Source organism: Caulobacter sp. GW821-FHT11E11 (genome assembly GCF_058808315.1).
In genome coordinates, this window is record NZ_JBXARO010000008.1 from 57,594 (window position 1) to 70,766 (window position 13,173).

Annotated in this window: 12 protein-coding genes; 7 read left to right on the forward strand and 5 right to left on the reverse strand. The window is 68.6% G+C overall.

Annotated elements, in window-relative coordinates; all coding sequences use genetic code 11:
* Positions 1-98 precede the first annotated feature (98 nt).
* The gene (locus AC1RR5_RS19845) at positions 99-2,660 is read left to right on the forward strand and encodes a TonB-dependent receptor domain-containing protein (RefSeq protein ID WP_492924236.1); all 2,562 of its coding nucleotides are present in this window, start codon (positions 99-101) and stop codon (positions 2,658-2,660) included.
* Positions 2,660-4,819 (forward strand): Atxe2 family lasso peptide isopeptidase, encoded by a 2,160-nt coding sequence (locus AC1RR5_RS19850; protein ID WP_492924238.1) that lies wholly within the window; start codon positions 2,660-2,662, stop codon positions 4,817-4,819. The genes AC1RR5_RS19845 and AC1RR5_RS19850 overlap by 1 nt, the downstream gene beginning before the upstream one ends.
* On the opposite strand, the gene AC1RR5_RS19855 is transcribed toward AC1RR5_RS19850, so the two are convergent.
* The 3 genes from AC1RR5_RS19855 to AC1RR5_RS19865 all read right to left on the reverse strand — a co-directional run bounded on the left by AC1RR5_RS19855 (position 4,816) and on the right by AC1RR5_RS19865 (position 7,437).
* Positions 4,816-6,537, reverse strand: a complete 1,722-nt coding sequence (locus AC1RR5_RS19855) for an asparagine synthase-related protein (protein ID WP_492924240.1) — start codon at positions 6,535-6,537, stop codon at positions 4,816-4,818. The two genes, AC1RR5_RS19850 and AC1RR5_RS19855, sit on opposite strands and share 4 nt — an antisense overlap.
* Positions 6,537-7,193 (reverse strand): lasso peptide biosynthesis B2 protein, encoded by a 657-nt coding sequence (locus AC1RR5_RS19860; protein WP_492924242.1) that lies wholly within the window; start codon positions 7,191-7,193, stop codon positions 6,537-6,539. Before AC1RR5_RS19860 ends, AC1RR5_RS19855 begins: the two co-directional genes overlap by 1 nt.
* Positions 7,194-7,302: 109 nt before the next feature.
* Positions 7,303-7,437, reverse strand: coding sequence for a benenodin family lasso peptide (locus AC1RR5_RS19865; RefSeq protein WP_492924244.1), 135 nt, complete (start codon positions 7,435-7,437; stop codon positions 7,303-7,305).
* Between the two features lie 246 nt (positions 7,438-7,683).
* Between AC1RR5_RS19865 and AC1RR5_RS19870 the strand changes: the two genes are divergently transcribed.
* The 5 genes from AC1RR5_RS19870 to AC1RR5_RS19890 all read left to right on the forward strand — a co-directional run bounded on the left by AC1RR5_RS19870 (position 7,684) and on the right by AC1RR5_RS19890 (position 10,886).
* Entirely contained in the window at positions 7,684-8,016 is a 333-nt protein-coding gene (locus AC1RR5_RS19870) for a hypothetical protein (protein ID WP_492924246.1), read from the forward strand.
* 365 nt (positions 8,017-8,381) lie between these two features.
* Positions 8,382-8,924 (forward strand): RNA polymerase sigma factor, encoded by a 543-nt coding sequence (locus AC1RR5_RS19875; protein ID WP_492924248.1) that lies wholly within the window; start codon positions 8,382-8,384, stop codon positions 8,922-8,924.
* Positions 8,925-8,929: 5 nt separating this feature from the next.
* Entirely contained in the window at positions 8,930-10,012 is a 1,083-nt protein-coding gene (locus AC1RR5_RS19880) for a FecR family protein (protein ID WP_492924250.1), read from the forward strand.
* A gap of 59 nt (positions 10,013-10,071) precedes the next feature.
* The gene (locus AC1RR5_RS19885; RefSeq protein WP_492924252.1) at positions 10,072-10,497 is read left to right on the forward strand and encodes a helix-turn-helix domain-containing protein; all 426 of its coding nucleotides are present in this window, start codon (positions 10,072-10,074) and stop codon (positions 10,495-10,497) included.
* Between the two features lie 173 nt (positions 10,498-10,670).
* The gene (locus AC1RR5_RS19890; RefSeq protein ID WP_492924254.1) at positions 10,671-10,886 is read left to right on the forward strand and encodes a helix-turn-helix domain-containing protein; all 216 of its coding nucleotides are present in this window, start codon (positions 10,671-10,673) and stop codon (positions 10,884-10,886) included.
* Between the two features lie 164 nt (positions 10,887-11,050).
* On the opposite strand, the gene AC1RR5_RS19895 is transcribed toward AC1RR5_RS19890, so the two are convergent.
* Both AC1RR5_RS19895 and AC1RR5_RS19900 read right to left on the reverse strand, forming a co-directional pair.
* Positions 11,051-12,046: a C1 family peptidase gene (locus AC1RR5_RS19895; protein WP_492924256.1), complete on the reverse strand. Its 996-nt coding sequence runs from the start codon at positions 12,044-12,046 to the stop codon at positions 11,051-11,053.
* A 40-nt stretch (positions 12,047-12,086) separates the two neighbouring features.
* Positions 12,087-13,031 carry a hypothetical protein gene (locus AC1RR5_RS19900; protein WP_492924258.1) on the reverse strand — a complete coding sequence of 315 codons (945 nt, stop codon included), beginning with the start codon at positions 13,029-13,031 and terminating at the stop codon, positions 12,087-12,089.
* Positions 13,032-13,173: the final 142 nt, after the last annotated feature.

A 13,173-nucleotide genomic window follows, 5' to 3' on the forward strand; every position in this document is an offset into this window, starting at 1 on the left:
CGCCGTTCAGGGCGAGAACTTTTTTATGAAGGATCGGCGACGGCCGGCATCTGACCCCATGAGACCCGCGAACGGCGGGCGCTAGAGGGGGTTTGGATATGGTCGGTCATCGCGGATTGGGTGTTCGGGCTTGGGCCTTGGCGGGGGCGGCGGTCGCGGTGATCGGCGCGCCCGCTTGGGCCGACGAGATCCGCCGGTTCGACATTCCCAGCCAAGCGCTGGGCGGCGCGCTGGAGGCCTTCAGCCATCAGAGCGGCCAGGACATCGTCTTCGACGCGGGACTGACCCGCGGCAAGCGCGCCCCGGCGGTGCTGGGTCCCTATCGGCCGGACGACGCCTTGCGCCGTTTGCTGGACGGCAGCGGCCTGCGGGCGCGCCGCGTCAATGCCAGCAGCATCATTGTGGAGGCCGCCGGCCCCCAGGACGTCGCGGTCGCCGCGACCGCTGAACCGGCGATCGTCGAGGAGCTGGTGGTCACCGGCACCCGGATCCGCGGCGCGCCCCCGGCCTCGCCGCTGACGGTGGTGACGGCCGACGACGTGCGCAAGGCTGGTCATCAGGACCTTGGCGAGGTGGTGCGGGCGCTGCCGCAGAACTTCGCCGGCGGCATCAATCCGGGCAGCGGCAATCGCTCCGGATCGGGCAGCGCCGACTATGGCGGCGCCTCGACCCTGAACCTGCGCGGCATCGGGCCGGACGCGACCCTGACCCTGCTCAACGGCCGTCGGCTGTCGACCAACGGCAACAGCGGCGTGGACATCACCGCCGTTCCCCTGGCCGCGCTGCAGCAGCTGGAAATCCTCACCGACGGCGCTTCGGCGCTCTACGGCTCGGACGCCGTCGGCGGCGTGGCCAACATCATCACCAGACGCCACTACGACGGCCTGACGGTGTCGGCGCTCTATGGCGGCTCGACCGACGGCGGCTACGACAAGCGTCAGTTCAGCCTGGTCGGCGGCGCGGCCTGGCGGGAGGGCGGCGTGCTGCTGGCCGCCACCCAGTCCCATATCGGCGACATCAACGCCGGTGAACGTTCCTACACCCCCGGCATGAACCCAGAGGAGACCCTGTTTCCCCAACAGGACAGGACCAACCTCTTCATCTCGGCCCACCACGGGCTGGGTGAACGGCTCCAGGTCGGGATCGACGTCCTGTCCAATTTCAACAAGAGCCGGGCCAAGGTCGGTTACTACGTCGCCTCGCCCATCGCGCTCAATGGCCTCACCGGCCTGGCCAAGACCCGCTCGACGTCCTTCGCCCCCAATTTCAGGTTGGATCTGCCAGGCGACTGGCGGCTGGAGGGTTATGCGACCTTCGCGGTCGATCACCAGTCGGGCGTGACGACCTCGCGGCTCGGCGGCGTGGCCACCGACACTGCCTATTGCTTCTGCAATCGCTCGAAGTCGTTCGAGGTGAGCGCCGACGGGCCGCTGCTGAGCCTGCCGGCTGGTCAGGCGCATCTGGCCCTGGGCGGCGGCTATCGGGAGAACACCTCCCGCTACGCCAGCAGCGGTTCAACGACCCGCTATGCCGAGGTCCAGGGCGTGACCTATGGCTTCGGGGAGCTGGCGATCCCGCTGATCGGGCCCGACCAGAACCTGCCTCTGGCGCGCGCCCTCAATTTCAGCGCCGCGGTCCGCTACGAGGACTACGCCAACGCCGACTCGATCGCGACGCCCAAGCTCGGGCTCATCTACGATGTCACCGAGGACGTCACGCTCAAGGGCTCGTGGGGCAAGTCCTTCAAGGCCCCGACCTTCAGCCAGAGATATTCGACCACCTCGGTCAGCTACAGCACGGTCAACGGGTATGGGGCGCTGTATCCGGCCGGCGCGACCTATCTGATCATCGATGGCGGCAACAAGGACCTAAAGCCCGAGCGCGCGACCAGCACCACCCTGACCGGGGAGTATCATCCCAAGGCTCTGCCGGGACTGCGGGTGTCGGCGAGTGTCTACCGCATCGCCTTCAAGGACCGGGTTGTCCAGCCCTTCGTCAGCTCGGCCGGCGTGCTGACCAACCCGCTCTATGTCGACTTCGTGGTCAAGAACCCGACCGTGGCCCAGCAGGCCGCGCTGATCGCCCGCGCGACCAATGGGCTGCGGGTGACGACACCGACGCCCTATGACGCCTCCAGGGTGGTGGCGATCATCGCGCGGCAGCTGACCAACGCCACCCGACAGACGATCGAGGGTTTCGATCTCTCCGCCAGCTATCGTCATCGCCTGGCCAACGGCGCGGATCTCACCGTCTCGACGACCTCGACCTATCTCGACATCACCCAGACCCTGGTGTCGACGCTGCCCGAGGTCGGGATCACCGGCAATTTCTTCTATCCGCGACACTTCAATTCGCGCTCGGGCCTCACCTGGCAGGATGGCGACCTCGCCCTCTCGGGCTATGTCACCTACACCGGCGCGGCGCGCTATCGCGCCGTCTCGCCGCCCAAGGACGTCAAGGCGGTGACCACCATCGACCTGACCGCCCAATGGTCGCCGTCGCGGGTGGCGGGCCTGGAGGTGTCGCTGAGCGTCATCAACGCCTTCAACGCCAAGCCGACGGTCGTGCCATCCGCGACGCCGGCCGAATCCAGCTTCGACGCGACCGCCTATGCCGCGACGGGGCGGCTGATCACGCTGGGCGTCTCCAAGGCGTTCTGATGCGGCGCGTCCTGGGTTTGGCGCTCGCCGCCGGGGTGGCGGTCGCCGCGAACGCCGCGGCGGCGTCGCCCGAAGACGCCTGTCGCCAGCGGCTGACGCCGGCGGCGGTCGAGACCGGCGATCGAAGGCTCATCGCGCGCGATGACCTGATCGGTCTGCGCGACATCGGCCTGACGGCCGAGCAGGTGGGGGATCGACCCATCGTCAGCGTCTCGCCAGACGGCCGGAAGATCGCTTTCCAGATCCGACGCGCCGACGCCGCCACCAACCGCTATTGCCTGGGGATCGGCGTCGTCGATCTCGCCCATCCCGGCCGCCTGAGGCTGATCGATGTCGGGGGCGAGGTCATGCTGGAGACCGATCCGATCGCCACGGACGCCCTTTGGCGGTCGGGCGGGCTGGTTCGCGTCGTGCCGCAATGGGCCCCCGACTCCAGGACGCTCGCCTATCTGCGCCGTGACAACGGCGTGACCCAGGTTTGGCGCGCCGACGTGGCGGGCCTGCGCGCCCGGCCCCTGACCCATTCGGCCGCCGATGTCGTCAGCTTCCGGTGGGCGCCGACGGGACGCGAGGTGGTCTATGGCGCCAAGCCCGGCCTTCTGGCCGAAGCCCAGAGGCTCCAGCGCCAGGCGGCGACGGGCTATCTTTATGACGCCGCGTTCGAGATGGCGGGCGGAGGGGCGCCAAACCTCGCCGACGCGCCGGTGCGGTACTTCATCGCCGAAGACCGTGACGGGCCGCCCTCGGACCGCCCGGCCGATCACGACGGGTCGCCGGCTGCGGACGCCAGACCCCCCGGCGCCAAGGCGTTCGCCGTGGGGGCCGACGGTGTCCGGGCCTGGACCTATGGTTTGGCGCCGGCCGATCGCCGGCCGACGGGGTCGCTCGATCCGAGCGCCCGCCTGACCGCCATGGGACTGCGGGTCGAGGGGCGTTCGGCCGACCCCGAGATCTGCCAAGACCCCATCTGCGACGGCGTCTATGGCCTGTGGGTCGCGTCGTCGCGGGCGACGGTGGTCTATCTGAAACGCGAGGGATGGCGCGCCTCGGAGACGGCCCTGTACAGCTGGACGCGCGGCGAGGCCGCCCCGGTCCGGCGCTTGGCCTCGTCCAAGCACTATGTGGGGTGTGTCCTGGCCGGCCTCGAGCTGGTGTGTGGCGAGGAGGCCGCCGCCCAGCCCCGCCGCCTGGTGACGATTGACATCCGCACCGGCGCGATCCGCGTGCTCCTGGAGCCCAATCCCGAGTTCGAGGCGCTCGCGCTCGGCGAGGTGCTGCCGCTGCGTTGGCGCGCGGCGAGCGGCTTCGAAGCCTTCGGCGCCCTGACCTTGCCGCCGCGGCGGCGGCCCGGCGAAAAGCTGCCGCTCGTGGTCGTGCAGTACGAGGCCCGCGGTTTTCTGCGCGGCGGCACCGGCGACCAGTATCCGGTACTGCTGCTGGCCAAGAGCGGCTTTGCCGTGCTGTCGGTCAATCGGCCCCTGCCCTGGTATCGCGGGCTGCCCGATCTCGACGCGCTCGGCCCGGCCGACCGCGCCCGCGCCAACCTGACGGGTTTCGCCGAACGCCGAAACGTCCAGGCCTCTCTCGCGGCGGCGCTGGACGCGGCCTTCGCCACTGGCCTGATCGACCGCGCGCGGGTCGGCGTCACCGGCGTGAGCGACGGCTCGGGCGCGGTGCAATGGGCCCTGCTCCACAGCCAGACCTTCGCCGCCGCCGCGATCAGCAATTGCTGCGACGATGAGTTCCGCATGAGCTTTCACAACGCCGAGGGGGTTCAGGCCGAGCTGCGAAGCGGCAAGCCGTTTCCCGGCGAGGGGACCGGCTTCTACCGCGAGCTGTCGCTGTCTCAGCACGCCAGGACCATGAACACCCCCCTGCTGATGCTGATTTCCGACGGCGAGATGTTATCGGCCGTGCCCACCATCACCGCCCTTGAGGCGGCGCGCCAACCGGCCGAAATGCACGTCTATCCCGACGAGCATCACGTGAAGTGGCAGCCGTCGCATCGCGCCGCGATCTATGACCTGGCCGTCGACTGGTTCAATTTCTGGCTACGCGACGTGATCGACCCCAGCCCGGCCAAGGCGGCGCAATATGAGCGATGGCGGGGCCTGCGCGCGCGTCATCCGGCGCCGCCGATCGCCTTGGCGGCGCCCTAGGCCCAGCGGTCGGTCCAGGTCTCGAGACTGGCCAGTTGCAGGATATGGCGGCGCTCGGGCCGGGTGGCCGGCCGGTCCGAGGTCAGCACCGCGTCGATACGGTCGAAGTCGATGATGTCGTCGCGCCGGAGCCGGCCGTCGCCCAGGAGTCGGCGCAGGGTTGAACGATTGATCTCATAGAGCTGGTCGATGAAGCTGGAGGGGCCGCCCTTGCTGGTCCGCTTGGCGACGGCCTCGGGCAGCAGGTCCGCGAAGGCCCGACGGACCGGGCCGCGGTTGGCGCCGCCCTCGTACCATCGCCAGGACGGGATCGAGAGGCAGAGCTCCACGACGGGCTGGGACATGAGGGGCGTGATGACCGGCGCGCGGCCCTCGGAGGGCGGTCCGTTGACCTGAAAATCGCAAACCCCGATGGACGCGATATGGCGGACCTTGCCGGGCAAGCTCCCGCCCCGATCACGCAGCCAATGATGCATCGGCCGCTCGGGATCCTGTCGCGGCGCGGGCCTGGCGAAAGGGTTGGGGTTTCGCGTCGGGCGGTAGCGTCCCGGTCTCAGGGCGCGCAGGGCCGCGTGACGCAGGATGTAGGCGGCGCTGGCCTTGGTGGCCTGTGAAAAGTCGAGCACCGACTTGAAGAGCGCGGGCGATACGCCCTCGGCCAGGATCTGGTCGGCGATCACCGCGACGTTGGGATTGTAGTTGAAGACGTTGTCGCCGCCGCTTCCCGAGAAGTGGGCCTGGACGCCGCAAGTCTCCTGCAGGCGCAGCATCTGTCGCTCGAGCGCCTGAGCCCCGTAATTCGCGCCAGGGCGCGGGAGCTCGTCGGAGGTGGTCCGCGTGAGGTCGACGTCCTCGACGCGGTAGAAGACCTCGCTCAGGGCAAGACCTAGATGATCGGTCAGGGCCCGCGCATAGGGGCGCTCATCGCTGTCGGGGGTATCGGCCACCATGGTGTAGCACCGCGGCGCCGCGCCGGACCTGGCGAGGATCGCGGCGATGATCGAGGAATCCAGGCCTCCGGACACGCCGATCGATGTGCCCCGGTAGCCGGCGGACCAGGCGCGCGTGCAATCGACGATCGTGGCGCGTAGCTCCTGCGCCAGATCCTCGGCCGAGCCGTTTCGCGGCCGCCGCACGTGGAGCCAGGGCGACCAGGCCGCTGTCTGCGCCGTGGATGGCGAAAAGGTCGCCGTGTTGCCGGCCAGCAGCTCGTAGGTGCCGCGATGGGCGGTTTCGCGCTGCTTTTCGGGCGGCTCCTGGGCCGATGCGGCGATGTAGTCCCAATCGAGCGCCGGCCGACGTCCCTCGTGGCCGTAGAGCGCGGGCAGGTCCGAAGCGAGCACCGAGTGGGTCGGCGTGTCGTAGTAGTAGATCTGGGTCGCGCTGGAGGGGTCCCGAAAGGCCCAGGGGGCGCCGCCGTCGGCCGGCGCGCAAAGGGCCACATAGCCTCCCCAGTAGGTTTTCAGCAGTTGCTGGACGAGGGCCGGGTCGCCGCCCTCGACGTCGTCGTCGGCGATCGCGTTCACGCGCCGCATCGGCGCGCTTCGGGTGAAGAGCGCGCCCAGGATGACGCCGCGCCGGCCAAGCGCGATCGCCTCTCCGTCGGCATGGACGACCAGGCGTTCGCTGGCGTGGACCGGGTTGAAGCCGGGCGGCGCGCGCCCGGGCGACAACGGCGCGGCGCCATGGGCGATCACGGCGACGAAACGGCGGAGCATCAGACCACCAGGATCGGCTTGAACGGCGCGATCCGATCCAGGCTGTCGCCGACGACCGTCGCGTCGTGTTGCACCCAGGAATGGGCGGCGAATGGCAGCTGGACGCCGATGTGGAGCCGGGCGCGCACGCCGCGTCGCGCCAGGTAGCCGATGATCGCCAGGGATCGCGGCAGGCAGCCTTGCTTGAAGGAGTAGAACAGGCCGGTCTGGGAGAAGACGGCGGCGGCCGTTTCCATTAGTCGGCCAGCCTCGGTCGGGCTCGCCGCCGAGATCGGAGCGGTGTGCCTCAGCCGGCGGATCATCCCGGCCAGATGGCCAAGCTTCAAGCCGGCGTCGGCGACGGCGTAGGCGGTCATCGCGCCGAGCGCGCCGCGCCAGTCGCTCTCTAATGATCCCATGGCGATCGCGGCGACGGGGATGGCGTCCGGCGCGACCGCGGTCGGGCGCTGGCCGCCCGGTCGCGCCACCAGCTGGCCGCGCTTGATCAGCGGACCAAGCGCCTGGACATGGTCCTCGCCAAGGTCCTGGCCCTGGCTTAGCCGGAGAAACGCCGCGTTGGCGCGCGCGCCCAGGCAGAAATAGCGGTCCTCATCGACGTCGAGGAAGATGGCGCGGTCGCGGATGAAGGTGAACGAGATCCCGTCTCGCAAAGACATTGGCATGATCGTTTCCGGGCGCTGGAGCGGGCGCTGGAGAGGCGTTCGGCGGCGTGATCGCGCCACCGCAGATCGGGGCGCGCGCGGCGCGCGCGCCCCGGGGCCGCGCTCAGTCGACCGAGACGCCTTCTTCGACTTGGCGCGGGTGCAGCGGCGGGCTGCCAGTGTCGTCGATGCCGTTGCCGTCGCCCTTGGTTTCCACCGAGACGGCGCCCAGATCGATCAGGTCTTCGATGCGTTCCATAGCAAAGTCCTCCTTCTGAACATCGCGGATATTCGCGATGCCGTGACGTTGATCTTCGGAGGATCGATCGGCAACGATGATAACCAGAGAATAATCTTAGGGCCGAGATTTATAACCTGATTATAAACCTGCTGGGTCTTGCGGCTCAGCGCGGCTTTCGCACCTGAAGCTTGGCGATAGCGGCGATGCGGTTTATACCGACGGTAGTATTTCAGTCCGTCATCATCCCGTGAGCCGGGTATTTCAGTGCGCCCTGCCCTCCGTCATCACCGCGCCCGGCCGCCCGCCGACATCGCCCAGGCGGCGGCCTTTTGGTCGGCGCGCCGGCGGCTGGGCCTTAACGACCCCGCCGACGAGGCCGCCTTCGAACGCTGGCGAAGCGGGGCGGACGAGGCCGCGGCCTTCCGCGCCGCCGAAGCCGCGGTCGAACAGGCCGGCGTCCTGGCCGAGCATCCGGAGGTCGTGCGCCTGCGACGCCAGGCGCTCGGTCAGGAGCGTCGTCGGCGCATCGGGGTCTGGACGGTCTCTCTGTTCGGCCTGGCGGGCTTGGCCTTGGTGATCTGGGCGGCGCGCGCCTGATCGTCTCCGTCCAGAGCCGTTCGCTCAAAAAATCTACTCAGACTGGGGCTTTCGGCGAAGCCGCACCCGGGGTGATCTACCCTGAGTGCTTGATGCGAAATCATCTCATCTAGCGCGACCCGGTTTTGGCCCTTGGCGTCTAGGTTCGTGGGCTCCTCGTAACAATTGTCGGTTGTATTGTGGTTTCGTGCGCTACACGCCCGTGGTCTTCGAATATGCCGCAAGACGAGATATTGGACGTTGCTGTTTCAACTTGACGGCGAAACTCGTGCTGTTTTTCAGGTCATGTCGTGTTCACCTGATCACGCTCGTCGATTGTCCGGATTGACATGGATTGCCCGAGCACAATTCATAGTCGATCTGGATTGGCCCAGACGACCGCCGAGACCACGATGCCCAACACGGCGATCGACGACCGCGCCCGCCTCGAACACCTGGTGGAGACCTATGGCGCCCCGGTGCGGGCCTATCTGCGCCGGCGTGTGACCAACGCCAGCGATGTCGATGATCTGGCCCAGGAGGTGTTCGTGCGGCTGCTGCGCCGCGCCGACCTGCGGTCGATCGACAATATCGAGGGCTATATTTTTCAGACCGCCGCCAACATCCTGCGCGAGCAATATCGGCTGGCCGGACGGCGGATCGCGCTGGATGCCGATGAATTCGACGAAGGCGCGCTCGGCGGCGATGAGGAATCCTCGCCAGAACGCATCTTGCTCGGTAGGGAAGCCTACGGGCAGCTGCTGGGCGGCCTGCGTGCGCTTCCGGAGCGCGCTCGCATGATCTTTGTCCTCAACCGCTACGAACAGCTTCCCGCCCGCGAGATCGCCAAGCGGATGGGCCTGTCGATCAGTCTGGTCGAGAAGGAGATGATGCGAGCGGTGGCGTTCTTGCGCGACCGGGTGAAATAGAGGGCATGACCCCTTGGTGGATCGACAGGCGACGGGCCCTGCCCGCCGCGCCGCGTGACGCCGCCGTCCACTGGGCGGCGCGACGACGGCTGGGCCTGGCGTCGGCGCGTGAAGAGGCGCGCTTCCAGGCCTGGCTCGCTGATCCCGTCAACGCCGCGGCCTATGCCGAGGTCGACGCGCCCCTCGAGATGGCCGGGGATCTGGCGGGCGCCGAGGAGATCCTCGCCCTGCGGGACATGGCCCTGACGCGGTATCCCACCCGCCGCGCTTCCGTCGCGGTCTGGGCGCTGGCCGCGACGATCCTGGTCGCTGTCCTCGGGCTGGCGGGCGCCTGGGCCTGGCTTGGCGAGCCGCCGGCCGCCGTGACGCCCTCGCCGTCCGCCGGCCAGGACGCGTCCAGCGCCGGGCGGCGCTACGCCAGCCGCGTCGGCGAGCGTCTGAGCGTGCGCCTCGACGACGGCTCGCGCGTCACCCTCAACACCGCCAGTCTGATCGAAGTGGCCTATGACGACCGTCAGCGTCTGGTGCGGCTGCTGAAGGGCCAGGCCCTGTTCGAGGTCGCCAAGCACCAGCCTCGGCCGTTCGTCGTCGCCGCTGGCGATCGGCGCATCACCGCCACCGGCACGGCCTTCGACGTCCGGCTCGATCACAACCAGGTCAAGGTCGTGCTGATCGAAGGTCGCGTGGTGGTCGATCCCTTGCGACGGACGGGGCTGACGGGCCTGTTGCCGCTGGAGCGCCAGGCGCTCGAGCCGGGCGAGGCCCTGGTCGCCGACGTGGGACGGGCCATCAGTGTCGCGGTGGCCGATGTCGATCGCGACACCGCGTGGAAACGCGGTCAGCTGGTGTTTCGCGACGAGCGCCTGGGCGATGCGGTGGCCGAAATGAACCGGTATGCCGCTCAGCGCCTGGTGATCGAGGATCCCCGCATCGCCGAGCTGCGGATCAGCGGGGTGTTTGGCACCGCCCGACCGGAAAACTTCCAGGCCGTGCTGACCGCCTATTACCCGCTAGCGGTCACCGCGCGCCCCGATCACGCGCGGGTGCTGGCCTGGCGCGACCGCGCTCCCCCGGCGATCGGGCCCTAGACGCGGGGGCGCCGCCCTTCTCGTCCTGGCCTGTCCCCTCTCGAACGATCGAGCATTTCATGACCAAAGCGAGCGAAACGCCCAGCCCCAACCCGGTCGATGTGCATGTCGGCCTGCGCCTGCGCATGCGCCGCAAGCTGCTCGGCGTCAGCCAGGAGCAATTGGCCGCAGCCATGGGCCTGACCTTCCAGCAGGTTCAAAAGTACGAGCGCGGCGCAAACCGGGTCAGCGCCAGCAAGCTCTATGACGCGGCCAGGGCCCTGCAGGTCCCCGTGGCCTTCTTCTTCGAGGGCTTGCCCGATCCCCTGGATGGCCGGGGCCAGGATCTGATGACCGACCAGGCTGGCCAGATGATCCAGGCCTTCCTGTCGACGTCGGAAAGCTTGGAGCTGGCGGCGCTGTTTCCACGTATCGGCAGGAGCCAGATTCGTCGGCAAGTCCTGGACCTGGCGCGCGCGTTGGCCACGGAAGACGCGCCCGCCTAAGCCGGACGGCAGACCTGGATCTACGTCCTTGCAAAGGGGGCGAGCCGCGATTGCTCGCCCCGCGCGAAATACGCGCTTGGCGAGAGTTACGTATGGTTGTATTTATTCACTGTGATCGCGTCCTGAGTTCAGGCGTCTGGCCCGCGCCGACCGTTTTCAGCGGAGTTCGTAACGTGCCGAGTTTTCTTCTGACCCCTCGCCAGCGCGAGTGCCTGGTCCTGGCCCAAATGGGCAAGACCGCCATCCAGATCGCCGACTTGCTCGGCATCTCCGAACACACGGTCAATGGCTATCTCTCGGACGCCTATCGAAGGCTCGGGGCGCGCAATCGCACCCACGCGGTGTCGCAAGCGGTGCGTCTGGGCGAGATTGCCGCGCTCGCGGTCTGACGCGCTCGAGCGGTCGTGCCTAGCGGTGAGTGGTCGCGGCCTGGCGTCGATCCACGGTCCGGCGCGCCGGATAGGCCGTGTTGATCTTGGCGCAAGGCGTTGGCGGTATCGGGCTGGCCGGCGAGGCTCACCGCCTGCGTTTGACAGTATGATGTTTGCCGCGCCTAGGGCGCGAGCGTGACCAGCTCCCAACCATGCTTGGCGATGAAGGCGTAGGGCATGGTTCCGTAGCCACCGTTCCCCCAGCCGGGACCCCAGCTGTTGCGGATCAAGAAGCGCCCGCCGCCGGGCGCGCGCGGATCGTCCTGATAGCCGACGATGCAGAAGGCATGGCCGCCCGAGCGCGTCGCCTCGCCGGGCAGGGGCATGCCGATATTGCCGGTTCGGAAGACGTCGCCATTGTCCCAGCTTGCGTAGATCGGAACCGTGCAGCCCACCACCGAGCCGTCCGCCAGCACGCGTTTGACGCTCTCGATGCTCCGCCAGCGCAGGATCACGCCGCGGGCCCGATGGCGTTGGGCCTGGGCGCGAGCGCCGGCGGGCAAGCGGCCGTGGGCGTTGCACTCCGTGTAGGGCGCGTACGGCCAGGTCGCTTCCAGGCACTGCCCCCACTGGCTGTAGACATTGGCCGCCTGCATCATCCAGGTGCCGCAGACCTTGGGCACGAAATCGATCCGTTTGGCTTCGCGGTAGAGAAACTGCTCGGAGTAGTCGGCCATCGCGCCTTGGCGGCCGCGCAGGTGCTCATAGACCGCGGTCAGGGCGAAGGCCACGCAGGCGCCGCGCCAGCCCTGATCCCGGATCGCCGGCATTTCGGCGCGTCGGTCGATCGCCGCGGGCAGGACGCCGTCGGTTTCGATTTCGGGGGACCGCGCGGCGGTGTCCCGGATGTCGTCGGTGGGCTCGAGCGCGCCCAGGCCGCGCGGCGGTAAGGGACGGTTGAGTTCGTCCAGCGTGGAGGCGGGCAAGGCGGTCTGCGCCTGCGCGACCAGGGCGGCGAGCGCCGCGTCCGACAAGGCCAGGATACCGGCCAGGAGCGTGCGCGTTTCCGGCGCCTGGGCGAGCATCCAGAGGCGCTCGACCGTGACGATGTCGTGCGCGGCCAGCGCCGCCTGCTGGGGCGCGTCAAGCGATAGGGTCTCGATCGGCGTCGATGGCAAAGTGTTCTGGATCCTTGAACGGCAGCGGGCGCTGACGGCGTCAGCACTGTGCGGGCGTGTCGGTGCGCACCACGCAAAGGATCTTTGCGCCTCGCGCGCCCGGGTATCGGGCCTTCACGCGTTCGGCGAATAGCCGCCACTTGTCGGTTGTGTCGGCGCTGGCGGCCTCGACCGCGCGCCTGAAATTGTCGTTGATCTTCCCGCGGTCCGAGCCGCCCGGCCCCGCCGCGCCGGTGGTCTCGTTGATCGGGCCGATGTCCTTGTTGAGGTCGTCGTGTTTGATCCGATTGGTCAGGCCGTCATAGCGGCACTTCACCATCTCGGGCTTGCCCTCATAGCAGCCGCTGATCAATCCGGCCGGAAACGCCGTCGTCTGGCGCAGGCTGAGCCAAGGTGCGGGACCAGATTGGCCCAGCCCTGGCGGGTTGTCAGGCGCGACCGCTCCGGGCGCAGGACGGTCCACCCAATTGGTGTGCGAATAGAAGTCCTGGGTGGCGTGGAAAGCCATGCCGAGCTGTTCGAGGACCTCGCACTTGGCGCGTTCGCTGGTGACATCGAACTTGCAGCGTGGCGCGGTCGCCGCCTCGCTCGCCTGCACCACACCGGCCGCATCGACCAGCCGCCCGGCCAAGATCTCAGCTTTGTCCATCACCGTCGCGATCCACTGCCGGCAAGCGGTGAGGTTGGTCTCGGCCTGGGCCGCGGTCTGTGGGTATTTGGCGACGGCCAGATAGTCGCCATGGTCGCAATGGGCCTCATGCACATCGCCGAGCGGACTGGTCAGGCGGTCTGGCGCGCCGACCGCGCCATAGGTGTCGCCATTGACGCCGCCCGTGCCTGAAAGAAGGCCAAGGGTTTGGGGTCCAAAGCCTTCGGCGCGCAGCGCAAAGCGTGTGATCCGCCGATGCTCGCCGGCCCAGGGATAGAGGTCGGCGGTGCCGAAGGCCTTGGCCGGCTTGGTCGGCGCAAGGGCCAGGCCGCCCATCAACGCCGCCAGTCCCACCGTGACAAGTCCCCGCGCCATCATGCGATGCTCCCCCGTGATCGCATCGGATCGCCCCAACGGGCGACCTCTTGCTCGCTTTGAACCGCCGTCGCGGTCGCCCTCGCCGCGTCGGTCCGTGCGA